We start from the raw sequence: 25,832 nt of genomic DNA, 5'->3' as shown, positions 1-25,832 counted from the left end.
GGCCAAGATGCGGATTGCCAAATCGGCCTTGATCGATCCGGATAAAAACGGCCTCTACGGAACGGCGGCAGTCGCGCTGTCGTTCTTCGTCTTTGCCTATTCGTCCAAATTTGGTCAGGTTTCCATTCTTGCCTATTACGCCATGTGGTTTCCGCTCGTCGTGGTGGATTACCGTCGGGTACTTGGCAACTACACCAGATATCTCTGGATTTTCGCTTTCGGCATCCTGGCCGTTCTGTCCAGTTTCTGGTCGGATGCCATGTCCGTTACAATGCGTGCGTCCATTCAGTACCTGACGCATATTGTTTGCGCCCTGATCGCCATGAGAGTGATCTCGATTACGACTCTCACACGCGGCGCGCTGATCGGCATCGTACTGGTGCTTCTCTATTCCCTGCTTTTCGGACTCTATCTCTTTGATGCTTTGGACGGGACTGTCAGCTTTGTCGGCGCCTTCTCCTCCAAAAACCAGCTTGGCTTCTTTGCGTCACTGGGCGTGATCTTTGCAGTGTCGTCCGTGCTTGTGCTGCGCCAGCGCGACATTCTCTGGCTGGGCGTTGCGGGTGTCGCCGGTCTCATCTCGGCCTATTGCCTGCTGGCATCGCAATCGGCGACGTCGGTTATCACCACAGTTGCAGTGGTGGCCCTCATCATAGGCTTCATGCCCATGGGCATGTTGTCTCCTGCCAATCGCAAGATGATATTTCTAGCGCTCGTCGGTGTGGGGGCTCTTCTCGTTGTGGCGTCGCTGCAATTTGGTCTGCTCGATGCTGTGCTTGGCATATTTGGCAAGGATTCCACGCTGACAGGGCGTACCTATCTTTGGCAGCAGGGCATCGAAGCGGCCAAAGACGCACCCATTCTCGGCGTGGGATATCAAGGCTTCTGGGTCGTCGGCTTTTTTGATGCCGAACGCCTGTGGGATGATTTCTTCATCACCACTCGCAGCGGATTCCACTTCCACAATACCTATATCGAAACGGTGGTGGAGAACGGCTTTGTTGGACTGATACTACTGTTGATCCTGCTTTATGGGACCCTCCTGGGGCATCTGCGATCCATTCTCGTCAAGAAGAACGATCCTCAAGGATTGGTCCTCTTTGCTCTCTGCGCACTGTTTGTGGTGCGGTCTTTCGTTGAGATCGATGTCACATATCCCTATCAGGTCGGTACATTCCTCTTATACTACGCCGCAGGCAAGCTGACCCTGCCGCGAAGGGCACCGGCAAGGGCAGGGCTATTATCGCAGGTCGAAATGCGGCCCGTGGCCGGTCCGTAATTCCCCATTCCAGTTCCTCCACAGACTCTTCCATGACTCTTGTTGACTCTTTGCTGAAATTGGAACAAAAAGTGAACAGTTATATCTTTTAGCGTGAATGTCTTGAAAAGTTTTGTGTCATGCATAAACGCGCCGAACAGCTTGTTGTTGAGGAATTGCGGGAAAGGCTGGAGCGGATCACGCACGGTCCGGCCCGCCATCATGAAACCCTGCCCTTTGGCATCCCCCCGATCGATAATCATTTGCCGGGTGGGGGCCTGAAGCTCGGTAGCCTGCATGAGGTGAGCGGTGGTGGAAACGGTGCGGTAGATGGTGCTGCTTCAGCCCTGTTTTCAGCCGGCATCGCGGCACGTGTCAAAGGCAAGATCCTGTGGTGTGTGACAAGGCCTGATCTGTTCATGCCAGCGCTGGCTCAGGCCGGGCTGTCGCAAAACCGGCTGATCATCGTGGAATGCCGCGATGAGAAAGGCGTGCTGGATTGTTTTGAAGAGGGGCTGCGTTGCAACGGCTTCGGCGCGGTCATTGGCGAGATGTCGAAACTGCCGATGAACATGTCGCGGCGTCTGCAACTGGCCGCAGAAAGCTCCGGCGTAGTCGGCCTTGCGATCCGCCGCTGGCGGCATCCCTCCGGTGCGGCGGAATTCGGACAACCAACGGCCGCGGTTACGCGCTGGCGTGTTTCTGTTCGCCCATCCACACCGCTGCCCGTGCGGGGGGTTGGGAGGGCGCGCTGGTTTCTGGAGCTTGTGCGCTGTCGTGGCGGTGAATGTGCCGATTTTGAAGTGGAAGCCTGTGATGCAAAGGGTCGTCTCGCTTTACCTGCCGACATGGTCGACGGATCGATACCGCAGGGCGCTTGGCAAGCAGGCGCCACCGGTTGACCAGCCCGTCGTCATGATTGGCCGCCAGGGCAACCGCCGTGTCGTGCTGGCGCAGGATGCGGCGGCCTCTGCTGCTGGCCTGCGTCTCGGCATGCCGGCCAGCAAAGCGCAGGCTATCGTTTCCGGCCTGATCGTGGAGGAACTGAAGGCAGCCGAAGATGCAAGAGCACTGCGTGATCTTGCCCTGTGGTTCCTGCGAATTTACGCGCCCATTGTTTCGCCTGATCCACCTGCCGGCCTTGTGCTGGATACGACGGGTGCAGACCATCTGCATGGCAATGAACACCTCATGCTGACGGGCATGATAAACCGTCTGCACGGCATCGGCTTTGCCGCGCGTGCAGCCATTGCCGACAGTTGGGGTGCCGCCCATGCCCTTGCCCGCTTCGGGCGGGATCAGATCACCATCGTGCCGGAACATGGTGCCGGTCAAGCAATCGCACATCTTCCTTTGGCTGCACTTCGCCTTGAAGACAGGATAATAAGAGATTTGAAAGTGCTTGGTTTTCGCACGGTCACGGAACTGATGACGACCGCGCGCGCGCCGCTGACCCTGCGGTTCGGGCCGGAAGTGGGGCGCAGGCTGGATCAGGCCCATGGGTTTCTGTCGGAACCGATAGAGCCTGTGCGCGTGCCGGAACTTGTCGAAGCATTCCGCTTCTTTGCAGAGCCCATTTCTGCTGCCGAAACCATTGCCCGCTATATCGAAAAACTGGTCCGCCAGCTCTGTCAGGATCTGGAAAAGCGTGGGCTGGGTGCGCGCCGTGTGGATCTTTTGCTGCATCGTGTGGATAGCGGCTTGCAAGCCATTCGCGCCGGAACGTCCAGGCCAGTTCGTGATGTCAAGCAGTTGACGCGCCTGTTGGCGGACCGGATCGATACCATCAATCCCGGCTTCGGCATCGAGAAGATGGTTCTGACGGCAACCCATGCGGAAGCGCTTTTGGTGGGGCAGACCCGCTCCACGCTGCTGGATGACGCAAGGGCCGATATCGGAGAAACGGTCGATGTCATCATCAATCGCGGCCACAGGGTCTATCGTTACGCCGCCGTGGCGAGCGACGTGCCGGAGCGTTCCATCCAGAAAGTTTCCGTTCAGGCTGCCGATGATTGTCTTGGCTGGCCGGATCACTGGCCGCGACCGGTACGGCTCCTTGCCAGGCCTGAGCCAATCCAGACCATGGCGCTCCTGCCGGATCATCCGCCCAGAAGCTTCACATGGCGCGGTGTCCGGCGTGTTGTGAAACGGGCCGATGGGCCGGAGCGCGTCTTTGGTGAATGGTGGAAGCGGGACCGCGAACAGGCTGCGGTTCGCGATTATTTCACGGTGGAGGATGAGGTCGGCGAAAGGTTCTGGATCTTTCGCTCCGGCGATGGTGAGCACGCCAATACCGGCTCGCAAGGCTGGTTCATGCATGGGCTGTTCGGATGAGCAACGATCTTCGTTATGCCGAGCTTCAGGTCACCACGCATTTTTCTTTTCTGCGTGGCGTCAGTTCCTGCGAGGATCTGTTCGCCCAAGCCAAGGCTCTCGGCATTGAAGCGCTGGGCGTGGTGGATCGCAATACGCTTACCGGCATTCCCCGGGCCTTTGAAGCTTCGGAAAAATTCGGCGTGCGGCTGGTCATCGGCTGCAGGCTTGACCTGGAAGACGATATCTCGGTCTTGGTCTATCCAACCGATCGGGCGGCCTATGGTCGGCTATGCCGCTTGCTGACCCATGGGAAGAAAGAGGCAGCAAAGGGAAAGTGCGATCTGAAATGGCGCGATCTGGTCACCTACGGGGAGGGGCTGCTCGTTATTCTGCTGCCTGATCTTGCGGATGAAGGGCTGTCCGGGCGGTTGCGACGCCTGAAAGCGGATTTCGGGGATCGGGCCTATGTGGCAATGAGCCTGCGCCGTCGCCCCAATGACCACATGCGGCTCCACGAGCTTTCCCTTATGGCGCAGCGTGCAGGCGTTGCGACCGTCGTGACCAATGACGTGTTGTTTCATGAGCCGGAACGCCGCATGTTGCAGGATGTGGTGACCTGCATCCGCCATAACTGCACCATTGATGATGCCGGTTTCCGGCGGGAGCGCCACGCAGACCGTTATCTGAAGCCACCACAGGAAATGCATCGGCTGTTTTCGGCCTATCCGGATGCCTTGAAACGCACGCTGGAAATTGTGCGACGCTGCAATTTTTCGCTGAAAGAACTGAAATATCAATATCCGGAAGAAAATATCCTGCCGGGAATGGGCGCACAGGAAGCGCTTGAGAAATATGTCTGGGATGAGGTGCCGGGGCGCTATCCCGATGGCGTGCCTGAAAAGGTGGAGAAGAGCCTCAGACATGAATTGGCGATCATCGCACGAAAGAAATACGCTCCCTATTTCCTGACGGTCAATGCAATCGTCCGTCAGGCACGCAAGATGAATATTCTGTGCCAGGGGCGTGGATCTGCCGCCAATTCCGCCGTGTGCTATGTCCTTGGCATCACTGCCATCGATCCGAAGGAAAGCGATCTTCTGTTTGAACGTTTCGTCTCGGAAGACCGCAATGAGCCGCCGGATATCGACGTCGATTTCGAGCATCAGAGACGCGAAGAGATCATTCAATGGATCTACAATCACTACGGCCACGACAAGGCAGCGCTGTGCTCCGTCATCAGCCGCTACCGCGGCAAGGGTGCAATTCGTGATGTCGGCAAGGTGTTGGGCCTGCCGGAAGACCTGACCAAGCTCATGTCCTCGCAAATCTGGTGGTGGACCGAGGATGCGGGTGAGAAGGAAGCCAAGGACCTCAACATCAATCTCGATGACCGCCGGGTAAAGCTGGCCTTCGACCTTGCCCGCCAACTCATCGGCACGCCTCGCCACCACAGCCAGCATCCGGGCGGCTTCGTGCTGACCCATGACAGGCTGGATGAGCTCGTTCCCATCCTGCCAGCCGCCATGGACAATCGCCGCATCATCGAATGGGATAAGGATGATATCGATGTCGTCGATTTCATGAAGATGGATTGTCTGGCGCTCGGCATGTTGTCGTGTATGCGCCGTGCCTTTGATATGCTGGAGGAGCGGGAGGGCAAGCGATACGAGCTTGTCACGGTGCCGCAGAACGATCAGAAAACCTACGACATGATCTGCAAGGCCGATACGATCGGCACGTTCCAGATCGAAAGCCGGGCGCAAATGTCCATGCTGCCAAGGCTGAGGCCTCGGGAACTCTACGACCTCGTTATCCAGGTGGCGATCGTTCGGCCCGGTCCCATTCAGGGTAACATGGTGCATCCCTACCTCAAGCGCAGACAGGAAAGAGCACAAGGCAAGCAAATCATCTATGAGCATCCAAAACTTGAAAAAGTCCTGTGGAAGACACTTGGCGTTCCGCTGTTTCAGGAACATGCCATGCGGCTTGCCATCGATTGCGCCGGGTTTACACCCAATGATGCGGATCAGCTCAGAAGAGCGATGGCGACATTCAAGAATGTCGGGACGATTGCCAATTTCGAAAAGCAGCTGGTCAGCGGGCTCATCGAAAACGGCTTTCCTGAAGAGTTCGCAAAACGACTTTTCGAACAGATCAAAGGTTTCGGCAGCTACGGCTTTCCCGAAAGCCACGCAGCGTCGTTTGCGCTGATCGCTTACGCATCCGCCTGGGTGAAATGCCATCACCCGGATATCTTTTGCGTCGCTCTCCTGAATTCCCAGCCCATGGGTTTCTATGCACCTGCGCAGCTTGTGCGCGATGCACGTGACCACGGTGTCGTCGTGCGCCCTGTCTGCATCAACCACAGCCGGTGGGATTGCAGGCTTGAGGAAGAGATGGGTCACAACCGCAATGCCGTGCGGCTGGGTATGCGGCTGGTCAAGGGCCTGTCCAACGCTCACGCTGCCGCCATCGTTGCGTGCCGGGAGGACCGACCTTTCGTTTCCATTGACGATCTATGGCGCAGGGCCGGCATTCCCGCCAGCGCCTTGGTCTGTCTTGCGGAAGCGGATGCGTTCCTGCCATCCCTTGGGCTGTCTCGCCGTCAGGCGCTCTGGGCCATCAAAGCGTTGCGGGACGAGCCACTGCCCCTGTTTGCCGCCGCTGCCGCCAGCCGCAACAGCGTCATTGCGGAACTGAACGAGCCTGACGTTGCGTTGCGCCCCATGACGGCTGGGGGAGAGGTGGTGCAGGATTACGGCCATATGGGGCTTAGCCTGCGCCAGCATCCACTGTCTTTTCTGCGGGAAGATCTTTCCCGGCGGCGCATAGCCACCTGCGAGCAAGCGGCCAACGCGCGCGATGGAACATGGCTGGAAGTGGCGGGTCTTGTTCTGGTGCGTCAAAGGCCGGGCTCGGCAAAGGGTGTCATCTTCATGACGCTGGAAGACGAGACGGGCATTGCCAATGCCGTGGTCTGGGTCAAGACCTTCGAGAAATACCGTCCCGTCATCCTGTCTGCGGGAATGGTCGGAATTTATGGAAAGATCCAGCGTGAAGGAGAGGTCGTGCATCTGGTGGCGCGTCGGGTGACCGATCTTTCGGAGGCGCTGAGAAGCGTGGGCGAAAGGGAAGGGCCATTTCCGCTGCCGCACGGGCGCGGCGATGAGTTCCATCGTGGAAGCCCGTCTCCTGACCGGCGTGGCCTACCGCGAAGGTCGGAGATTTTGGCAGATGGGGACGCGCATATCACGGTCAAAGGCCGCAATTTTCATTGAGGCTCATTGGCGCAATCGCGTTAGACTAACCCAAAATCGCGTTCTTGATCCGGTCCTTGCCCACTAGAATAACCTGCCGCATGGCCTTGATGGCGGCAGCTTCATCGCGAGCAGCGATGGCGTGGACGATCCGCAGGTGGTTGGATGCAATCTCCGAAATCGTCTCCGGCGAGGAGGCGGGTGACGACAGCTGGAACGAGATGGCAAGGGCCGCTTCGATCAGGCCACTGGCAGAGCGCATGAACGGATTGCCGGAAATGCGCGCCACGGCCAGGTGAAACTCCAGATCGACCTTGGCGATGCTTTCCGGCGTATGGTTCACATTGTCAAACCGCGCAGCAATCGCATAAAGCGAGACGATATCCTCGCTCGAAGCATGGCGCGCAGCGGCAGCGGCTGCCGCCGGCTCCAGTGCCAGCCTGATGTCAGCCAGATGCGTGATGAATTCCGGGTCCAGCCCCGCATCGCACCGCCAGCCCAGAACGTCGGGATCGAAGAAATTCCAGCTGGATTTCTCAAGCACGCGGGTGCCGACCTTGGCCTTTGCTTCAACCAGCCGCTTGGCCGCCAGCGTCTTCATGGTTTCGCGCAGAACGGTGCGTGATACGCCAAAGCGCAGCGAAAGCTCCGCATCATTGGGCAGAAGCGACCCCTCAGGGATGCGGCCCGAAACGATGGCGCTGCCAAGCTCCGCGACGACATGCGCGTGGCTGCTGCGTCGCTTACGTCCCGTGATCGTCGTTTCCAGCAGCCCCAACAAATGCCTCCGCTCGGTTTACGCCGGATGTCCCCCGGCAAGCCTTCTGTTTGAATACCAGATGATTGTGCGTTGCAACACGATGAATATGAACAATAGTACGCCGATGACGATTTTCGTCCACCAGGATGAAAGCGTTCCTTCAAAAACGATATAGGTCTGGATCAGACCCTGGATCAGCAGGCCGATGAAGGTGCCAGCCACAAGGCCTGTTCCACCCGTCAGAAGCGTTCCGCCGATTACGACGGCGGCGATTGCGTCAAGCTCCATGCCGACGGTCGCCAGCGAATAGCCGGACGAGGTGTAGAGCGTGTAGACAATACCTGCCAGTCCGGAAAGGAAGCCGGAAAGGGCATAAATGCCGATGATCGTCTTTCCAATGGGAACGCCCATCAATTCCGCCGATTGCTGGTTTCCGCCAAGGGCGTAGATATTGGCGCCAAATCGGGTGCGGCTTGCCAGGAATATCCCGACCGCAAACACGATCAGCATCACAATGGCCAGCGCCGTTAGCCGTCCACCGCCTGGAAAACGGAAATAGAAACCCTGTATCGCATCGATGACCGGATGAGAGATTGGGACTGACTCCGTCGAGATAAGGTAGGCGGCGCCACGGGCGAGAAACATGCCGGCCAGCGTCACCACGAAAGGCGGTATGGACAGGAACCGGATCATTGCGCCCATCAGGCAGCCAAAGAGAGTGGAAATGACGAGCACAGCGGCAAAGGCCACCAGCGGATGCACATTATACGTTCCCACCAGTACGGCCACGAAAACGCTGGCGAAGGCAATGACGGAGCCAATCGAGAGATCGATGCCGCCGGACAGAATGACGAAGGTCATGCCGACAGAGGCTATGCCGAGAAAGGCGTTGTCTGTAAGGAGATTGCCAACAACCCGTGTTGAAAACATGCCGGGATATTGCATGACGCACAGGGCATAGGCGACGATAAAGACGGCAAGCGTTGTCAGAAACGGAAGATTGCGGGTGTCTATCATCGCGCGGCTTCCTTGTTGTTGGCGGCCTTGGTTGCGGGCGCGGTGTTGTGTGGCTTGCGCGATCTGGCAAAGCCGATGACGGTGCCGATTGCAGGCGACTGAAGTGTCAGCACGACGATGATGATGCCCGCCTTGATGATGAGGTTAAACTCCGGTGGAAACCCGGAAACCAGAATACCGGTATTGATGGTCTGGATGATGAGTGCGCCGATCAGCGAAGCGGTAATGGAAAAACGCCCGCCATTCAGCGATGTCCCGCCAATGACGACAGCGAGAATGGCGTCGAGTTCCAGCCACAGCCCGGCATTATTGGCGTCCGCACCGCGTATGTCTGCTGTCACGATCATGCCGGCAACGGCAGCACACAGCCCCGATACCGCATAGACGAAGAACAGCAGGAAACGGGCTCGCACGCCAGCCAGGGCAGCGGCACGGCGGTTTACACCCGTCGCTTCGATGAGAAAGCCGAGTGCCGATTTTCGCACCAGTGTGCCGATCAGAAGTGCTGTCAGAACCCAGATGACGATTGGCATCGGTATGCCCGCCAAAGAGCCGGAGCCGAGCGCGGAAAAGCTGTCATTGTTGAATGTCAGGATGACGCCTTCGGTAATCAGCTGCGCAATGCCGCGCCCCGCCACCATAAGGATCAGCGTTGCGATAATGGGCTGAATATCCAGTATGGCAACCAGAATGCCGTTCCAGATGCCGCAGGCAATGCCGACCGCCAGCGATATGGCTATGACCGTTGGAATGGAATGACCGCCGCTGATCAAGGTCGCGGCAACCGCGCCGCATATGGCGATGACGGCACCGATGGAAAGGTCGATGCCCTTGGTGGCAATCACCAGCGTCATGCCGATTGTCAGCAGTGCCACCGGTGCTGCCCGCACCAGAATATCGATGATACTGCCATAGAGCCTACCGTTCTGGAACGACAGGTTCAGGAAACCGGGCGAGATCGCCGCGATTGCGGCAAGAATGATGATCAGCGCGGCAAGCTGGGGCGCCAGCCTCTTCAGGCGGTGAGTGATGGTCTTCATCACGCTGCCTCCGTTCTGGCTGCGCTGGCAATGGCCTGCATGATGTTATCGGCCGTCACATCGTCTCCCTTGAGTTCCGCCACATGCTTGCGGTCCGAAAGTACGATGACGCGGTGCGCGACAGCCGTCAGCTCTTCCAGCTCCGAGGAAATGACGATCAGAGACATGCCCTGCGAACAGAGCCGCTCGATCATTTTCAGAATTTCCGCATGGGCACCGATATCGATGCCGCGTGTCGGCTCGTCCAGAATGAGGAGCCTTGGGTCGGTCGCCAGCCAACGCGCCAGAATTGCCTTCTGCTGGTTGCCGCCGGACAGGAACTTGATGGGTCTTTCACGGTCGGCCGGGCGGATATCGAGCGATTTGATGAAGCCGTCCGCCAGTGCAGCCTTCTGCTTATGGGACAAGGGCCGCATCCAGCCCTGGCGGGCCTGCAGGGCAAGGGCGATGTTATCAGCCACCGAAAAATCGCCGATGATGCCGTCCGTCTTGCGCTCTTCGGGGCAAAAGCCGAAGCCGTTTTCGATCGCTGCTTCCGGCGAGGTAATGGCCACCGTTTTGCCGTCGATACTAGCCTGTCCGCCATCCGGTCTGTCGATCCCAAACAGCAGGAACGCCGTCTCGCTGCGTCCGGAGCCGAGCAACCCTGCGATCCCAACGACTTCGCCGGGCCGCACATCGAGATCGAAGGGCTCGACACTGCCGCGCTTTCCATAACCTTGAAAGCGTATGGGTGCTTCCCCTTCCACGACCGTTGCTTCCGGGGCATGGCGATCATGGGTGACACTTTGAAGCTCACGGCCCAGCATCATCGATATGAGCTCACCTCTGGGCAATTCGGAAATTTTGCGCGTGCCGACTAGCTTGCCGTTGCGCAAAACCGTTACGCGGTCGGCGATATCGTACACTTGATTGAGGAAGTGCGTGATGATGACAATGCCAAGCCCTTCGGCGCGCAACTGCCGCAACACGGTAAACAGCATTTCCACTTCATGATTGTCGAGGCTGGCCGTCGGCTCATCGAGGACGAGCACCTTGCCGGAGAGATCGACGGCACGCGCAATCGCGATGATCTGACGGATCGCAACCGAATAGCTGGAGAGAAGAGCATCGACATTGATGCTGAGTCCATAACGCGCAAGCAGCGCCTGAGACCGGACGCGCATTTCGCGTCTATCGATCAGGCCGAAGCGGCGTGGCTGCCTGCCCAAAAACAGGTTTTCGGCAACCGTAAGGTTCTCGAGAAGATTGACCTCCTGATAGACGGTGCCGATGCCGAGATCTTGGGCCTCTGCCACCGTTGTCGGAGAGATTTCCGCGCCGTCGAGGCGGATCGTGCCCCGGTCGCGGTGGTACACACCGGTCAGTATCTTGATGAGGGTCGATTTTCCCGCGCCGTTTTCACCGAGAAGCGCGTGAACTTCGCCACGGTTGAGGGATATGTCGACATTGTCCAGAGCGGGTATGCCAAGGAAGGATTTTCCAATGGCGCGCGCTTCCAGAAGTGGGCTGGTTTCGGACATGGTTGTTTCCTGCACGGTATGTTGGTGGGAACGACGCTTGCGCGCCGTTCCCGAAGCCGGAAAATGGCTTAGTAGCCAAGTCCCTTCTTCTCCTCGTAAACCTTCATCGGATTATCGGAGGCCGTGTAGAGTTTGGATTCCGTCTGGATCCACTTTGGTGGCTCTTTTTTGTCCTTCAGATACGCGTCCAGCGCGTCGAAGGCAGGGCCGGCCATGTTCGGTGTCAGTTCCACGGTCGCATTGGCTTCGCCAGCGGCCATGGCCTTGAAGATATCCGGAACGGCATCGATGGAAACGACCTTGATGTCAGTGCCGGGCTTCAGGCCCGCTTCCTTGATGGCCTGGATTGCGCCGACAGCCATGTCATCATTATGGGCATAAACCGCGCAGATGTCCTTGCCGCCGCCTTCTGCCTTGATGAAGCTTTCCATGACTTCCTTGCCCTTGGTGCGGGTAAAGTCGCCGGTCTGCGAGCGAACGATCTTGATATTTGCGTGGGAGGCAATGCCTTCCTCAAAACCCTTCTTGCGGTTGATGGCAGGCGAAGAACCGGTCGTTCCCTGCAGCTCTACAACCTTGCAATCCTTGGAGCCTACATCCTTGGCCAGCCATTCCCCGGCAACCTTGCCTTCGTGAACCTGATCCGAGGTGACTGCGGTCAGGTAAAGGCTGTCTGGAGCCTCAATCTGGCGGTCGAGAAGAATGACGGGGATCTTCTCTTCCTTGGCTTCTTTCAGCACCGCATCCCAGCCGGTTGCGACAACCGGTGCAATGAAGATTGCATCCACGCCCTGCGCGATGAAGCCGCGAACAGCCTTGATCTGGTTTTCCTGCTTCTGCTGAGCGTCCGCGAACTTCAGGGTTACGCCGCGCTTTTCAGCCTGCTGTCTGGTGACCGTGGTTTCAGCCGCGCGCCAACCGGATTCGGAGCCGATCTGCGAGAAGCCGACGGTCAGAGATTGAGCGGAAACGCCTGATGCCAGACACACGGAAAATGCGACGGTAACCGCCGCGAGTGCTTTTTTCATCTTATATCCTCCCAGAGATGAATTCGGCTATGACGGGGCGATATGAGCATATAGTATGATATTTGAAAAGAGACTTTTGAGCGATTTCTTAAGTTGATACGCGCATTACGCCTTAGGAAACGGGAATTTCTTGTGAATTAACAATAAAAATAACGACTAAAATAAATTTATCTGACCGGACGGATCGCTCTGAGGCTTTACTTGACAAGCCATTCCCCGGCAAAATAGTAATATGAATACCGCGCGATGCCGAAGCAGGGATGATCAGGGTCTGATGTTTCGGAGGAAGCGGAACGAGAAGATTCAGGGTGGAAATTCGTGACAGTAGTCATCGACTTTGTTGAAGGGGCAGGTTCCGTGTCGGACTGTCCTCGGGTTTGGCTGCCGCGCGCTGCCGACCGCCAGAATTTTTTCTCTGCCGCTCACCACAAGGTCGTCGCAATCCTGTTGTCGTACCCATTCGCCACTTTCGGCTGGAGACCAAAATCATGAAAGACCAGAACAATCTTCCCGCAACACAGGCAAAGGGCGGTAAGCTGCGTTCGCGCGCCTGGTTCGATAATCCTGCCAACGCGGATATGACGGCGCTCTATCTCGAGCGCTACATGAACTTCGGCCTCAGCCAGGCGGAATTGCAGTCCGACCGTCCGATCATCGGCATTGCACAGACCGGCTCCGATCTTTCTCCCTGCAACCGTCACCATCTTGAGCTTGCCAATCGCCTGCGTGAAGGCATTCGCGAAGCCGGTGGTATCGCCATCGAATTCCCGGTTCACCCTATCCAGGAAACCGGCAAGCGCCCGACTGCTGGTCTCGACCGTAACCTCGCCTATCTCGGTCTCGTAGAAGTTCTCTACGGCTACCCGCTCGATGGCGTCGTTCTGACCATCGGCTGTGACAAGACGACGCCTGCCTGTCTTATGGCGGCGGCCACCGTCAACATTCCGTCCATCGCCCTGTCTGTCGGCCCCATGCTGAACGGCTGGTTCCGCGGCGAACGCACCGGCTCCGGCACAATCGTCTGGAAGGCGCGCGAACTGCTGGCGAAGGGCGAGATCGACTATCAGGGCTTCGTCAAGCTGGTCGCCTCCTCGGCGCCGTCGACAGGCTATTGCAACACCATGGGTACGGCTACCACCATGAACTCGCTTGCCGAGGCTCTTGGTATGCAGCTGCCGGGCTCGGCCGCCATTCCTGCTCCATACCGCGATCGTCAGGAAATCTCCTACCTGACCGGCCTTCGCATCGTTGAAATGGTCCGCGAAGACCTCAAGCCTTCCGACATCATGACAAAGGATGCGTTCATCAACGCCATCCGCGTCAACTCGGCAATCGGCGGTTCGACAAATGCGCCGATCCACCTGAATGGTCTGGCGCGCCACCTCGACGTCGAACTGACGGTCGATGACTGGCAGACCTACGGCGAAGAGGTGCCATTGCTGGTCAACCTTCAGCCAGCCGGTGAATATCTCGGTGAAGACTATTATCACGCGGGCGGTGTTCCGGCCGTCGTCAACCAGTTGATGACCCAGGGTCTCATCATGGAAGACGCCATGACGGTGAACGGCAAGACGATTGGCGAAAACTGCCGTGGCGCGATCATCGAGGACGAGAAGGTTATCCGTCCATTCGATCAGCCGCTCAAGGAGCGTGCAGGTTTCCGCGTTCTGCGTGGCAACCTCTTCTCTTCCGCCATCATGAAGACAAGCGTGATCTCGCCGGAATTCCGTGAGCGTTACCTTTCCAACCCCAACGACCCGGAAGCCTTCGAAGGCAAGGCCGTCGTATTTGATGGTCCCGAGGATTATCACCACCGCATCGATGATCCATCGCTCGGCATCGACGCCAATACGGTTCTGTTCATGCGTGGCGCCGGTCCAATCGGTTATCCGGGTGCGGCGGAAGTCGTCAACATGCGCGCGCCGGACTACCTCTTGAAGCAGGGCATCACATCGCTGCCATGCATTGGCGACGGTCGCCAGTCCGGCACGTCAGGCAGCCCGTCCATCCTGAATGCATCGCCCGAGGCGGCAGCTGGTGGCGGTCTGGCAATCCTCCAGACCGGCGACAAGGTTCGTATCGATGTTGGCAAGGGCAAGGCGGACATCCTGATTTCCGCCGAGGAACTGGCGAAGCGTTACGAAGCGCTTGCGGCTGAAGGCGGATACAAATTCCCGGATCACCAGACGCCATGGCAGGAAATCCAGCGCAGCCTCGTCGGCCAGATGGAGACCGGTGCGGTTCTGGAATCTGCGGTCAAGTATCAGCGCATTGCCCAGACAAAGGGCCTGCCGCGCGACAACCACTAAACATGGCCATATGAACGAGAAACCACCGTCTGTTTATCAGGCGGTGGTTTTGTTTTCGCGCGACGTTTCATTTCGCGATCCGTATGACACGGAGCAAGTGAGGCTGTATCTACTCGGCGTGCATTACGGTTATCTCGCCGCTTCGGGTAATCTTCGCCGCAGACAATCGCCCCGTCATGAAGGCACCTGTGTCGACATTCAGCCTGTTGTCGCTCAACGATACGGTACGGACCGGCGTGTGTCCGTGCACGGTCAGAAACAGGTTTTCACTCCCGGGCCTGGTCTGTTCCTTGGGGCGGATCCAGAGAAGATGCCGGTCATCCTGTCGCTGAAGCGGCACGCCATTGACGACGCCGGCGTGAACGAAACAGAAGCCGGGTACCGCAAGCAGCGATGGCAGGGATGCCATGAAGGATATGTGCTCGCCCGGTATCTTTTCCGCAAGCAGCGCTTTACGCGCCTTCATCTCTTCGGGAAGCTGCCCGATGCCATAGGATTGCAGGGTTTCGATACCGCCAAATTGAAGCCAGACGTGGTCGCTGCGCGGTTCATCGAGAAAATCGAGCATGATCTGCTCATGGTTCCCGGCCAGGCAATATCGCTCGAAATCCCCCGACATTGGCGTCATCAGCTCATTTATGACCTCGCAGGACTTTGGCCCGCGGTCCACATAGTCCCCGAGCATCACAATCCATTTGGAACCGTGATGACTGGCCGCGTCGCTCAAGATCTTTTGTTGAAGCGACAGGAGAAGATCGTAGCAGCCATGCACGTCGCCGATCGCGTAAATGATGTCGGGTCTTTCGCGAGAAAACAACTTACGGCGCATTTCCAGCGTGTTCATCGTTTGGGCGAACCTCCTTGAATGTTGAGGGCGTGGCGACGGCTCAAGACAGGATATGGAGCATTGGACTTAACGCGGTATTTACGATGGACCATGTCGGACGCTTTCCCTAAAATCGTCTTTATTCCCATGTGTTCTGGTTACCTGTTCAGGGCTGGGAGGAAAAATGCCGCTGCAAAACCGTGTTGATCCGTTTGGCGATATTCTCGACCTCCCATTGCGCGGCATGTTCACCGGCAATCGTGGAATTCTTCATGACCCTCACACCAGAACGCTGACGGCTAAACGCTGGACATCAAAGGCATGGCTTGTCTGCAGTTGCAATTACAAGAATGTGCGTCGAGAAGTGATGGCGACGAGAAGCTGGACGGAGCTTTTCTTCTTCGACGAGGCAACGGCACTGGCCGCTGGACATCGCCCATGTTTCCTCTGCCGCAAGCCGGATGCAGACCGTTTTCGTGCCTGCTGGGCTGCCGGTAACGCTGTGCCTTTGCCGAGTGCCGGGGATATTGATACTGTCTTGCACAGGGAGCGGCTGCAGGCGCGCCGCAAGCGGGTCAACATGCTTCTGTCTCCCTTGGATGACCTGCCCGACGGAACGATGATTGCAGCGGCAGGCACAGCCTTTCTCGTTGCCCGAGGCCAGGCTTTTCGCTGGACTGCCAAGGGATATGAGCGGACCGCAACGCTGCCTTTCGTAGATGGCCTGCTAACGCCACCATCCGTGTTGCGCACTTTGCAGGCGGGTTATCGGCCGCTCATTCATTCATCACTTTCCTCTTTCTTGGAGCTGCAGGCATGATGGACGACCTTTTTGGTGGCCTCGACACCACCAACGAAGAGATGGCCGATGGTGCGGTGTTGCTTCGCCGGTTTGCGCTCGACAAAGCCGATGACCTGCTTTCTGACATCGGCACCGTCATGTCTGCCGCACCCTTGCGTCACATGGTAACGCCCGGTGGATTCACGATGTCTGTCGGTATGACGAATTGCGGGCAATTCGGCTGGGTAACGGACAGGCGGGGATACCGCTACCAAAACACCGATCCCTTGAGCGGGCAGCCATGGCCAGCCATGCCGGAGGTGATGGTATCGTTAGCGGTCGACGCGGCGAAACAAGCCGGATATCCGGATTTCAAGCCGGATGCCTGCCTCATCAACCGCTACGAGCCGGGCGCGAAAATGTCGCTCCATCAGGACAAGGACGAGAAGGATTTCAGCAATCCCATCGTGTCGGTTTCGCTCGGCCTGCCCGCAACGTTCCAGTTCGGCGGGTTGAGCCGTAAGGATGCGGTGCGCAAATACCCGCTTGTTCACGGCGATGTCGTGGTCTGGGGTGGCCCGTCGCGGCTGTTTTACCACGGAATTTTGCCATTGAAGGAAGGCACCCACGAAAAGACAGGTCGTGCCCGCTTTAACCTGACATTCCGGCGCGCCGTCCTATAGTGCGCCAGAAACGTATTTGCTCTCCTTGATGAAGATCCACATGTCCTTGCTGATATCAGCGATTTCAGCGATGGATTGTTCGAGCATCGATATTTCGGCAGCATCTACGGGCTCGACCTTGCCGTAACGCACCCGCTTGTCGTCTTCCACCAGCCGCATCAACTGGGTGCTGGAAATGTCGCCATTTTCATCGAAGGCATAAATGCAGTGATTGTATTTGTTGCGCATTCTGGACTGTTTTTTGAGGCGCGCCATGGTGCCGAGTATCGTCTTGCGATCAGCCGTTGGCGTCGAGCGAAGCTTCGCCAGACGCTCCACCAGATCTATGCGCGCGCGGGTGGTGTTCAACGTAAGAAAGACGATGACGGCTGCTTCTTTCTCTACCCTTAAAAGATGGGCGATGATGTAGATGAGAAGGCTTTCCGTATTCGTCCAGACATAGTTCAGACGGCCAACCAGCAACAAGACGTCAGACATGGCTGCCATTCGATCCTCCACCCAAACCCTGACGTCATCATACAATGCCGGACCTAAAGACCATAAGCTTTTCTGATCCTCTTGCCAATCGGGCGGAGAATGCGGCCGTATGTGTCCGTCAACGCTCCTTGAAGGCGCGCGACATGCTGTCTGCAATTGGCTTGGTCAGATACTCGAAAAAGGTGCGCTCGGATGTCTGGATCAGCACATCGGCGGGCATTCCGGGAACAGGGTGAAAGCCGTGAACCTTGGCAATTTCCGCATCTGAAATCTGCACCCGGACGATGTAGACATCCTTGACCTGCATCCCGGCATTTTCCTCGATACTGTCTGCCGAGACATAGAACACCTTGCCCTCCAGCACCGGGGTCGTGCGTCGGTCCAATGCGGAGAGGCGTATGGCTGCGGTCTGCCCCTCATGCAGTTGGTCGATGGATGTCTTGAGTACTTGAGCTTCCAGTATCAGCGGCACATGGGCGGGCAGAATTTCCATGATGGGTTTGCCTGTCGTGATGACCCCGCCTGCCGTGTGATAATAGGAGCGAATAACGGTGCCGTTGACGGGCGAGCGGATGACCGTTCGCTCCAGCACCTGCGATGCCTCGCGCAATTGCTGCCGCACACCGTCCAGATCGGCTTCAGCCGTTTCCAGGGCGTCCAGGGCGGCCTGCTTGCTGGAATTGATGGCAATGATCGCTTCCTGGCGGAACTTTGCAATTTCGGCTTCGCTCTGGTTCATCTCGCCGTCCAGCCGGGAAATATCGCCCATTGCGTCGGCTATGGCGCGTTCAAGCGCCAGCATGTCCGTCTTGCGGATCACCCCGTCCTGCGCAAGCTTGGCCTTGGAGTTGCGTTCCTGCTCCAGCAAAGATTGCTGGCGTTCGAAGGATGCTTTCTGCCCCTGATAACCGGTGAAGCGGAAACCGAGCGACTTGATATTCTTTTCGACGAGATTGAGCTGTTCCTCAAGCTTGATCTGCTTGCTGTGAAACACGACATTCTGGCTCTGGATGATGGCGTTGACATCAGGGTCGCTGGCTTCCGCCATCACGATTTCAGGCACCTTGAACGTCTTTTCGCCCTGCGCCTCTGCCCGCAAACGTGAAACGATGGTTTCAAGCCGAAGTCGCTTGAGATTGATCATCCGTTGATTGGAAAGCGCTGCCGTCTTGTCGAGCACCACAAGAACATCGCCCTCTTTTACGACCTCACCTTCGCTGACCATCATTTCCTTGATGATGCCGCCTTCCAGATGCTGGACGATCTTGTTGTTTCCTGTCGCCACGAAGCTGCCCTGGGCGATGATGGCCGAGGCCAGCGGCGCCGTTCCGGCCCAGTAACCAAATCCACCGAAGGAGGCGAAGAGAACGGTGAGCCCCGTCAGGCTATAGGTGCGGATGGAGCGGGGCACATCGCTGTACCACTCCAGCTGACCGGTTTCGGGCTGTTTCTTTTTGCTACCGAAAATCATTGCCTTATCCCTCTATCTGCGAAGATTGGCCGTTCTGGGGACCGCGATTGCCAGAAAGGGCCTTCAAGACCTCCATCCGCTCGCCGAACATCGCAACCGATCCGTCTTTCAAAATCATGATCTTGTCGACGCACTGAAGCAGGGCAGGGCGCTGGGTAATCGTTACGGTGGTAATGCCTTGCGTCTTGGCGTGCAGCAGGGCTTTCGCAAGGGCTTGCTCACCCTGTGTGTCGAGGTTGGAGTTAGGCTCATCCAGCACCACGAATTTGGGGTCGCCGAAGAATGCGCGGGCCAACGCTATGCGCTGCTTTTGCCCGCCGGATAGCGGTGCTCCGTCAGCTGCCACGACGGTCTCGTAGCCTTGCGGAAAACCTGCGATCAGTTCATGCACATCGGCCAACACAGCGGCTTCGTAAATCTGGCGGTCTTCGACATCGTCGCGCATCCGGCAGATATTGGCCTTGATGGTGCCGGGAAACAGTTGAACATCCTGTGGCAGATATCCGATGCTTTCCCCGAATTGCCGCTGGTCCCAGTTGCGCAGATCCATCAGGTCCAGGCGGACATTTCCCGATGTGGGAAGAATGGAGCCGACCAGCATCTTGCCAAGCGTTGTCTTGCCGGATCCCGAATTGCCGATGATAGCCAGAGACTCGCCCTTCTTGAGTGAGAAGGAGATACCGTTGAGGATCACCTTTTTCTGTGGGGGAGGCACGAAGAGGATGCGCTCCACATCCAGACGTCCTTCCGGATTGGGCAGCCGCAGACGCGGAAAATTCAAGGGAGAATTGATGAGGAGTTGCTTGATGCGGCCATAGGCGGAGGCGGATTTGTTGAACTGATGCCAGCCTTCGATAGCGCCCTCAATCGGCGCAAGCGCTCGACCCGAGACAATGGAGGCCGCAATCACCATGCCGCCCGTCAGTTCTCCGGCGAGCGAAAGATGCGCTCCCCATCCCAGAAGGGCGATCTGGGTAATCATGCGGCAGGCTTTGGAAACGCCTGAGAACATGATGTTACGGTCCTGTGCCGAAACATGGGAGCGTAGCGAGCCTGCGGTTTCGCGCCCCCACATCTTTACGGCTTCCGGTATCATGGCGAGTGCATTGATGATCTGCGAATTGCGTGACATGGAGTCGAGGTGAAAATTCGCGCGGCTGACGAAGCCATTGGCTTCCGCGAAGTGCTTTGCGGTAAACCTCTGGTTCAACCACGCAATGATGAAGAGCACCGCGCAGCACGCCATGATGATGATGCCCAAATGAGGATGGACGAGATAGACGACCAGCACGAATAAAGGCATCAGCGGCGCATCAAGGAACGCGATCAGCGTTCCCGAGGTTAGGAATGAGCGAAGCTGCTGCAGGTCCTGCAGCGTCTGGTAGTCCTTGCCGCTGCCGTGCAGGGATGCCCGTGCTGCGGCGCTGAGAATGGGTGCGCCCAGTTGGACCTCAAGCTCCACGGCAGTCCGCATCAGAATGAAGCGACGGATGGAATCCATGAAGGCCTGCAGCAAAACCGCGCCTATGACGGCGATGGTCAGCATGACAAGCGTGTCCATGGACCGGCTGGTCAAAACGCGGTCGGAAATCTGGAAGAGATAAAGCGGGATCGCGAGCAGCAGAATATTGATGGCGATCGTAAACAACATGACGATGACCATGTTGCGCCGAACAGCGGCGATGCCCTTTGCCAGACTGGCTGCAAAATTTACCGGTTCGCTGCGTTTGTGAAAGCCGTGCCTGTTTCCACCGCCGCCACCGCCACCTCCACCGCCGAGATCGGGTTCCTTGCCGTTGCCGCCCCCACCGGTGGTCGGCCTTCGTTCGTTTTCGCGGATCGGCCCATTGTCGTTTTCAATGGTTTTGATGAAAGGCAGGTCCGGGCTGGATTTGAGATCGACTTTTTCGGCGGGTGCATCGCGCATCGTCGGTTCACTGACGGCGGGCGTCGTCTCGGCAGCAGAGGCTTTCGGTTCATCTCCTGCTTCGTGCTTTGCCGTCGCTGCTGAAAGCTGGCGCAGATTATCGACTGCTTCGTTGATCGCTGCGATGCAGGCGTCGGTCAGGTCGCTTTCGACATCACCTTCCCGTTTGCCGGAAAGGTCGAGAATGCGCCCGTTCTCGATCTTGTTTCTTGAGATATGATCCATGTTTCAGTCCCCCAGAGCCTGTCAGGCGACAGCTGTTTGCATGACGTCGACGGGATGGGCCTGCGACCAGGAAAGGTCGTGCCCCGCATTGATGACGGTCTCTGCAGGTTGATCTGTTGCGCTATCGTCGTGCAGAAAGGCGATGACTTCATTGGCCAGGGCTGCCGGTTGCTGCGGCGTCCCTTCGTTGTCGATGAGTCCGCCCTGTATCAGCACCGCGTCCGAATAGAGTTGCCCACCAACATAGGTCGAGCCGCCGAAACTGTCGTAGTCGGTGATCTGGGCGATGTTGATAACGGCATTGCTTCCGGTGTCGATACTGATGGAAGCGCCCTCATTGTCGGCGAGTAATTTGGCCGCAGCCTGTGTCACATCGTCGGAGTCCCCCAGCACGCTGACCTGTTTGACATAGGTGACGTCATAGAGATTGCCGCTGATATAGAGGACGTTCAGTCCGGCATAACCGGCGAAATTGACATCGGTCGCCAGCCCGTCCGGCATGTTCGGGTCTCGCTCGTTGATCGCCTTGGCCGTCTCGACCATATAGTCCGGCATGTCCTCGAAACGATCATTGGCGCCGACATTGTGGATGGTCGCCTCGTTCCACAGCAGGTTGTTGCTCGACTGGACCGTTGCGCCTTCCGCGGCGCCGGACAGTGCCCGTACCGTGTCATTGTCATAGAGGATCGCTATCTGCGCGATCATATTCATGTCGAGGACGTTGCCGCCGACAATCACGAGGTCATATTGGAGACCGATGCCGAGGAAACTTACGAGGTCTATTGCCGCGTTGCCGCCGGTCAGCACACTGATGTCGACACCGGAAGTGGTCACGGTGATGGTGTCGTTGTCGGATACGAAATGATATTGCTCGATCCAGTGGACGAAGGAGACATCTCCCTCGACATAGCTTACGCGCCATGCTGTCGGGAAGATCGGTTCGCCTTCAGCGCTCTCTGTCTCACTTGTGTCGGAATCCGCGCCGAGATCGGTGCGCTGGAAGTCTGCAATATTGTTCGCGACGGTTTGCGCATGATTTTCCTGGGTGAAAGATGCGTCTATGTCGTCATTGTCGCTGTAAACATATGACTGGGTGATGGCGTCGATCTGATGGTAGTCGCCCATCACGGCAAGGACCGGGGTCATGACACCCGTATTCACCACCGACACGATATTCGCGACGACATTGGCCCCGGCCTCCACTTCCAGGCTGTTTCCCGCTTCGGCCTCGCTGTGCTGCGGTGTGTCGCTTTCGTCAGGCTCCACTGCCGGTTTGGCAAGGCCGCGATCAGGCATGTAATCGTCGACGTCAGGCAGCTCATCCACCAGCTGTCCGTTGACATAGGTTCCGGTCAGGGAATGGTCGGCGATGACGACGTCCTGGTCTGCGCCTGTTTCCATGGAGGAGACATGATTGTCTCTGGCATGGGTAATGAAGTCGTGCGCATCCTTCGCAATGGCCTGCAATCCTTCATAGGTGTCGGTGCGGTGATGGTCTGCGAAAGGCGTAAAGCGACCCGCATCAACGTAAAATTCCATCGTCCGCTCTGTCACGAATGTCGTGTCGCGTGGGGCGCGAGGCGTATCGGTCATGTTGAGATCGTCATCGTCTTCAAGCAGCGTCATCTGGGAGACGTGCGCGATGACGGAGCCCGGCCCCGTGTAAACGACGAGCCTTGGCTGCTCTTCCAGTTCGTCGAGCTGGCCAGGCATCTGGTAATGGCTGCCGACAAGGTCCTGATCGCCATTGCGCGAGAGCATGCGCATCGCGTCATCAAAGGACGTGGCGTGTCGGGCGCGGCCGCCCATGAAATCAAAATCGCCAGCGCGATATTTCACGCCCGGATCGAAATCCTGGAGCTTTGTGTCATCGATTAGAAAACCGGCCGCGACATCGTCAGACTGCGGAAGCACCGCATCTGGACGCAGGCCAGTGCCTTGCGTGTAGTGCGCCCTCATGCGTGCTTCATCGATTTCCATGTCGAAAAAGCCGATGAAATGGGCGATCATGTCGGAAATCTTGTCGGTATACATGCTGTGTCCCTCCTCTTCAGCCCCGGAGCGACAATGCCATCACCGTGTGCGCCGGTTTGGCGTAAGGGGGTGTTGTCATCTGCGGGTATTGCCGGCTGTCCAAACCGGAAACTGCACCGGCGCCAGCCGGTGCAGTTCTTGCCATCCAGAGAGTAGGGGCTCAGGAGCCCGCGTCTTCGCCTACACTGTCCGAGTTGCCCCCGATGACGCTGCCTTCGAAGGAGTTGGTAAGAAGGTTTGCACCCTGTACCAGTTCCAGATGGTAGCCGGAGTTTGCCAGGATCGAGGAAGCGTTTGCGGTGCTGCTGCCTGCAGCATCATCGCCGGCCTTGAGATCCCAACCCTTGCCGTCCATGTCCATACCTTCGGCGCCGTGCGCTGTGCCGCCGGTGGTAGTCAGGTCGTTCATGGCGTCCTGGTTGTTCATCTGCACGTTGTAGGCCGAGTCCTGGTCAGCAAGGTGGCTGGCCTGCACAAGGCTGAATGCCGAGTCGTTTCCATCGCCGTTCAGCGAGTTGTTGAGGATGTTGTCGACATTGAGCGAGAAGGAGAAGTCATCGCCAAGATTGAACGCGATGTCACCGCCCGCAACGCCAAGATTGCCGATGTCCTTGACGTCTTCGATGGTGGCGAAATCATCATCAGACTTCGAGAAGCTTTCGTTGAAGCTGTCCGTCGTCGTCTTGGTGTCGGTATCGGCACTCGAATAGCTGGACGTCTTGGTGTCCGTGTCTGTGTGCGTAATGACGGTCGTGTCGTTGTCGCTATAGGACTTGCTGTCATAGCTCCAGTCGTAGTCGGTCTTCACATTCGTGTCGGCGTCGTTGATGTTGGTCGTCTTGTTGTTCGAATTCGTATCGTTGTCGCTGTAGGTATTTGTCTTGCTGTCGTAGTCCCAGTCGTAGCTGTTGTCGCGATTGTCGCCATTGTCGGTGGCGACCTGGATCTTGGCATCGACGTCGAGGCTCTGGCTGTTGTCCGTGTAGGTGTTGTCCCGGTTGCCGCCGTTGCCAACGCCGACATTGCTGTCGTCCACGTCACTGTCGTTGGTGGATGTGTTGGCAAAGCCTTCGGAAAGTGCGCCGATCTTGGTGATGTCGTCGCCAGCTGGCTGTGGATAGTTTCCCATTTCAATTCCCTCCGAGAAAGTTCGGAGCAGCTTTCGAAATCCCTCTCATCTCAAACGGGATTTTATTCGCGCTTACTCCGAGTGTTCATCCAATGCAGACGTACTTCCAACATTTCGTCTGCGGTGAGCGGCCCGCTTGCCAGGCCGTGGTTTTTTGGGAGATGCACAAGACGCGGTTACGAACATGCGCATATCCAGTTCCGCAGTCGGCAAGACTGCAGAGTGTCAGGTCTGTCTGTTTGAGTACGTTGTCTTCGGCCTGCCATCCGGACGCAAACACAAGGGATGATCGGGTCGAACCGGTTGCTGTCAGTTGCAACGGCGCTGAATGTGTCCGAGATGCGGAAAGGTTTCCAGTTGCTAAATGGGATTAAGCAGAGAGGGATGCGGCTGCGTGCATCGGGGATGCTAATTAAATTGCGTAGGTTGTTGCACGTTGGTTGAAGGTTTCCCGCACAGGCTCGACAAACGTCAACCTGGCGGGTTAAAAAAGGAAATGAGGTAACCAGAAACCGCAAAAATTTTCAGAATAAAATTCAACCATCGTTGGTTGATGACGTCACACGCGAAATCGATGGCTGTATAAAAACCCATATTTATTTGCGTTTTGCCAGAAAAAGCGAGTAAATCCATGCGTCATATTCGTCCGGATATGTTGCTTCCGGTTCACTAATCCGTTTGGGCAATTTATTTTAGTGTTTTTTTGTATTAGTTCTTATGATTAATAAATAACTAACGCATAATAGCTTAGCTCGGAGAAGTGGAAACGCTCATTCAGCAAGGTATTCCACACTCTCGGCGCGCTTGTGAAAGAACACAGTATCTGCGTAACGCTCGAGGGAGGCGTATATGTTCATGGTCGCATCACGCGTACTAGACGGAAAGAGCAGCAACAGTGCATTGGGGGTTGGCGGGAAGATCATCGTCGTTGCGAATGCGGATCTTTTTTCCGAATGTCTCGTCGAGGCATTAGCCAAGAAGTTTCCCGCCTGCAACGTCATGTCCTCGCCTTTTTCGGCGCCTTTGCCGGACATACCCATTGGCGATGTCAAGCTTGTTCTCATCTACAAGCTCTCGGGAACACAGTTGGAACGAATGCTGACGGAGGTTCGCACCAAGCACCCCGATGCACAGATCGCCCTGGTGATCGATGCGATCGAGATGATCGAGGGATACCTCAAGCAACTGGTGGGCACGCGCATCATAGACGGTGTTCTTCCCCTCAATCTGCGGCTTGATGTCTTCATGGCGGCGGTCGACCTTCTGATAAAAGGCGGTGAGCACTTCCCATCGGCTTTGCTGGGGAAACTCACCTCAGGCCCGGAAATATCAAGCCGTACCGTGCAGGATACACCATCGATCGTTGCCAACCGTGCGGATGCGTTGGCGGCCCGCAATAATGAGTTCTGCGCTTTGACGACGAGGGAGGTGCAGATACTCGACCTGCTCTGCAAGGGAACGCAGAATAAGATCATCGCCGACCGGCTGCATCTTTCCGAAAATACCGTGAAGGTTCATGTCCGTAATATCTACAAGAAGATGAATGTGAGAAACCGGACTGAAGCTGCTTCACGATTCTTCAACAAAGAAGCAACGCAAGGCAGTGGAGATCGATGGAAAAACTAAGGGCATAAAGTAGCCACGCAGCGTGGGTGTATCGTTAACTATCGTCTTGTAAGAAATATTAACTCTGTTTCGGATTTCAGCTTTGACGCGAACTTAGATTTACCTGTCGTTTTATAAATCCGTCTAGCTTTTCCGCACAACACAA

General features: G+C 57.0%; 19 protein-coding genes. 8 read left to right on the top strand and 11 right to left on the bottom strand.

What is annotated here, in order from left to right; translation table 11 throughout:
* Window positions 1–7: 7 nt before the first annotated feature.
* The 4 genes from ASF69_RS13090 (at window position 8) to ASF69_RS13075 (ending at window position 6,852) form a co-directional block, all read left to right on the top strand.
* A complete protein-coding gene (locus tag ASF69_RS13090; protein WP_062588134.1) occupies window positions 8–1,279 on the top strand; it encodes an O-antigen ligase in 1,272 nt (423 codons plus the stop codon).
* 119 nt (window positions 1,280–1,398) lie between these two features.
* Window positions 1,399–2,160 (top strand): ImuA family protein, encoded by a 762-nt coding sequence (locus ASF69_RS13085; RefSeq protein WP_062588132.1) that lies wholly within the window; start codon window positions 1,399–1,401, stop codon window positions 2,158–2,160.
* On the top strand, window positions 2,075–3,592 hold the full coding sequence (locus tag ASF69_RS13080; protein ID WP_200939078.1) for a DNA polymerase Y family protein: 1,518 nt from the start codon (window positions 2,075–2,077) through the stop codon (window positions 3,590–3,592). The genes ASF69_RS13085 and ASF69_RS13080 overlap by 86 nt, the downstream gene beginning before the upstream one ends.
* Complete coding sequence (locus tag ASF69_RS13075) at window positions 3,589–6,852, top strand: error-prone DNA polymerase (RefSeq protein WP_062588129.1); 3,264 nt, start codon at window positions 3,589–3,591, stop codon at window positions 6,850–6,852. The genes ASF69_RS13080 and ASF69_RS13075 overlap by 4 nt, the downstream gene beginning before the upstream one ends.
* Window positions 6,853–6,877: 25 nt before the next feature.
* Here the strand turns inward: ASF69_RS13075 and ASF69_RS13070 are convergent, their stop codons facing one another.
* The 5 genes from ASF69_RS13070 to ytfQ form a co-directional block, all read right to left on the bottom strand.
* Window positions 6,878–7,609: a FadR/GntR family transcriptional regulator gene (locus tag ASF69_RS13070; RefSeq protein WP_062588127.1), complete on the bottom strand. Its 732-nt coding sequence runs from the start codon at window positions 7,607–7,609 to the stop codon at window positions 6,878–6,880.
* An 18-nt stretch (window positions 7,610–7,627) separates the two neighbouring features.
* The gene (gene yjfF / locus ASF69_RS13065; RefSeq protein WP_082469716.1) at window positions 7,628–8,608 is read right to left on the bottom strand and encodes a galactofuranose ABC transporter, permease protein YjfF; all 981 of its coding nucleotides are present in this window, start codon (window positions 8,606–8,608) and stop codon (window positions 7,628–7,630) included.
* Entirely contained in the window at window positions 8,605–9,648 is a 1,044-nt protein-coding gene (locus ASF69_RS13060; protein WP_062588125.1) for an ABC transporter permease, read from the bottom strand. The genes yjfF and ASF69_RS13060 overlap by 4 nt, the downstream gene beginning before the upstream one ends.
* Window positions 9,648–11,171 carry a sugar ABC transporter ATP-binding protein gene (locus ASF69_RS13055; protein ID WP_062588123.1) on the bottom strand — a complete coding sequence of 508 codons (1,524 nt, stop codon included), beginning with the start codon at window positions 11,169–11,171 and terminating at the stop codon, window positions 9,648–9,650. The genes ASF69_RS13060 and ASF69_RS13055 overlap by 1 nt, the downstream gene beginning before the upstream one ends.
* 68 nt (window positions 11,172–11,239) lie before the next feature.
* Window positions 11,240–12,199, bottom strand: coding sequence for a galactofuranose ABC transporter, galactofuranose-binding protein YtfQ (gene ytfQ, locus ASF69_RS13050; RefSeq protein WP_062588121.1), 960 nt, complete (start codon window positions 12,197–12,199; stop codon window positions 11,240–11,242).
* A gap of 488 nt (window positions 12,200–12,687) precedes the next feature.
* Between ytfQ and ASF69_RS13045 the strand changes: the two genes are divergently transcribed.
* Window positions 12,688–14,508 carry an IlvD/Edd family dehydratase gene (locus tag ASF69_RS13045; protein ID WP_062588120.1) on the top strand — a complete coding sequence of 607 codons (1,821 nt, stop codon included), beginning with the start codon at window positions 12,688–12,690 and terminating at the stop codon, window positions 14,506–14,508.
* 109 nt (window positions 14,509–14,617) lie between these two features.
* On the opposite strand, the gene ASF69_RS13040 is transcribed toward ASF69_RS13045, so the two are convergent.
* Entirely contained in the window at window positions 14,618–15,352 is a 735-nt protein-coding gene (locus ASF69_RS13040; RefSeq protein WP_062588118.1) for a metallophosphoesterase family protein, read from the bottom strand.
* 166 nt (window positions 15,353–15,518) lie between these two features.
* On the opposite strand from ASF69_RS13040, the gene ASF69_RS13035 reads away from it, so the two are divergent.
* The gene (locus ASF69_RS13035; RefSeq protein WP_062588116.1) at window positions 15,519–16,154 is read left to right on the top strand and encodes a hypothetical protein; all 636 of its coding nucleotides are present in this window, start codon (window positions 15,519–15,521) and stop codon (window positions 16,152–16,154) included.
* Window positions 16,154–16,798 carry a DNA oxidative demethylase AlkB gene (alkB, locus tag ASF69_RS13030; RefSeq protein WP_062588420.1) on the top strand — a complete coding sequence of 215 codons (645 nt, stop codon included), beginning with the start codon at window positions 16,154–16,156 and terminating at the stop codon, window positions 16,796–16,798. Before ASF69_RS13035 ends, alkB begins: the two co-directional genes overlap by 1 nt.
* Here alkB and ASF69_RS13025 read toward each other — a convergent pair.
* From ASF69_RS13025 to ASF69_RS13005, 5 genes are all read right to left on the bottom strand, one after another.
* A complete protein-coding gene (locus ASF69_RS13025; protein WP_062588114.1) occupies window positions 16,793–17,284 on the bottom strand; it encodes a hypothetical protein in 492 nt (163 codons plus the stop codon). The two genes, alkB and ASF69_RS13025, sit on opposite strands and share 6 nt — an antisense overlap.
* A 109-nt stretch (window positions 17,285–17,393) precedes the next feature.
* The gene (locus tag ASF69_RS13020) at window positions 17,394–18,746 is read right to left on the bottom strand and encodes an HlyD family type I secretion periplasmic adaptor subunit (protein WP_062588112.1); all 1,353 of its coding nucleotides are present in this window, start codon (window positions 18,744–18,746) and stop codon (window positions 17,394–17,396) included.
* 4 nt (window positions 18,747–18,750) lie between these two features.
* Window positions 18,751–20,898 carry a type I secretion system permease/ATPase gene (locus ASF69_RS13015; RefSeq protein ID WP_062588111.1) on the bottom strand — a complete coding sequence of 716 codons (2,148 nt, stop codon included), beginning with the start codon at window positions 20,896–20,898 and terminating at the stop codon, window positions 18,751–18,753.
* Between the two features lie 21 nt (window positions 20,899–20,919).
* Complete coding sequence (locus ASF69_RS13010; protein ID WP_062588109.1) at window positions 20,920–22,932, bottom strand: hypothetical protein; 2,013 nt, start codon at window positions 22,930–22,932, stop codon at window positions 20,920–20,922.
* 160 nt (window positions 22,933–23,092) lie between these two features.
* Window positions 23,093–24,061 carry a hypothetical protein gene (locus ASF69_RS13005; RefSeq protein WP_062588107.1) on the bottom strand — a complete coding sequence of 323 codons (969 nt, stop codon included), beginning with the start codon at window positions 24,059–24,061 and terminating at the stop codon, window positions 23,093–23,095.
* Between the two features lie 855 nt (window positions 24,062–24,916).
* On the opposite strand from ASF69_RS13005, the gene ASF69_RS13000 reads away from it, so the two are divergent.
* Window positions 24,917–25,687 (top strand): response regulator transcription factor, encoded by a 771-nt coding sequence (locus ASF69_RS13000; RefSeq protein ID WP_112962388.1) that lies wholly within the window; start codon window positions 24,917–24,919, stop codon window positions 25,685–25,687.
* Window positions 25,688–25,832 lie beyond the last annotated feature (145 nt).

This window comes from Rhizobium sp. Leaf311 (assembly GCF_001423445.1).
GTDB lineage: Bacteria > Pseudomonadota > Alphaproteobacteria > Rhizobiales > Rhizobiaceae > Agrobacterium.
This window is presented reverse-complemented; position numbering and strand designations above follow the sequence as displayed.

What these genes read in the sequence shown, in the direction of transcription:
- yjfF (WP_082469716.1), bottom strand. Translation starts at nt 8,608, where the DNA reads ATGATAGACACCCGCAATCTTCCGTTTCTGACAACGCTTGCCGTCTTT.
- ASF69_RS13075 (WP_062588129.1), top strand. Translation starts at nt 3,589, where the DNA reads ATGAGCAACGATCTTCGTTATGCCGAGCTTCAGGTCACCACGCATTTT.
- ASF69_RS13035 (WP_062588116.1), top strand. Translation starts at nt 15,519, where the DNA reads ATGCCGCTGCAAAACCGTGTTGATCCGTTTGGCGATATTCTCGACCTC.
- ASF69_RS13080 (WP_200939078.1), top strand. Translation starts at nt 2,075, where the DNA reads ATGCAAAGGGTCGTCTCGCTTTACCTGCCGACATGGTCGACGGATCGA.
- ASF69_RS13020 (WP_062588112.1), bottom strand. Translation starts at nt 18,746, where the DNA reads ATGATTTTCGGTAGCAAAAAGAAACAGCCCGAAACCGGTCAGCTGGAG.
- ASF69_RS13060 (WP_062588125.1), bottom strand. Translation starts at nt 9,648, where the DNA reads ATGAAGACCATCACTCACCGCCTGAAGAGGCTGGCGCCCCAGCTTGCC.
- ASF69_RS13085 (WP_062588132.1), top strand. Translation starts at nt 1,399, where the DNA reads ATGCATAAACGCGCCGAACAGCTTGTTGTTGAGGAATTGCGGGAAAGG.
- ASF69_RS13040 (WP_062588118.1), bottom strand. Translation starts at nt 15,352, where the DNA reads ATGAACACGCTGGAAATGCGCCGTAAGTTGTTTTCTCGCGAAAGACCC.
- ASF69_RS13015 (WP_062588111.1), bottom strand. Translation starts at nt 20,898, where the DNA reads ATGGATCATATCTCAAGAAACAAGATCGAGAACGGGCGCATTCTCGAC.
- alkB (WP_062588420.1), top strand. Translation starts at nt 16,154, where the DNA reads ATGGACGACCTTTTTGGTGGCCTCGACACCACCAACGAAGAGATGGCC.
- ASF69_RS13045 (WP_062588120.1), top strand. Translation starts at nt 12,688, where the DNA reads ATGAAAGACCAGAACAATCTTCCCGCAACACAGGCAAAGGGCGGTAAG.
- ytfQ (WP_062588121.1), bottom strand. Translation starts at nt 12,199, where the DNA reads ATGAAAAAAGCACTCGCGGCGGTTACCGTCGCATTTTCCGTGTGTCTG.
- ASF69_RS13055 (WP_062588123.1), bottom strand. Translation starts at nt 11,171, where the DNA reads ATGTCCGAAACCAGCCCACTTCTGGAAGCGCGCGCCATTGGAAAATCC.
- ASF69_RS13090 (WP_062588134.1), top strand. Translation starts at nt 8, where the DNA reads ATGCGGATTGCCAAATCGGCCTTGATCGATCCGGATAAAAACGGCCTC.
- ASF69_RS13000 (WP_112962388.1), top strand. Translation starts at nt 24,917, where the DNA reads ATGGTCGCATCACGCGTACTAGACGGAAAGAGCAGCAACAGTGCATTG.
- ASF69_RS13005 (WP_062588107.1), bottom strand. Translation starts at nt 24,061, where the DNA reads ATGGGAAACTATCCACAGCCAGCTGGCGACGACATCACCAAGATCGGC.
- ASF69_RS13025 (WP_062588114.1), bottom strand. Translation starts at nt 17,284, where the DNA reads ATGGCAGCCATGTCTGACGTCTTGTTGCTGGTTGGCCGTCTGAACTAT.
- ASF69_RS13010 (WP_062588109.1), bottom strand. Translation starts at nt 22,932, where the DNA reads ATGTATACCGACAAGATTTCCGACATGATCGCCCATTTCATCGGCTTT.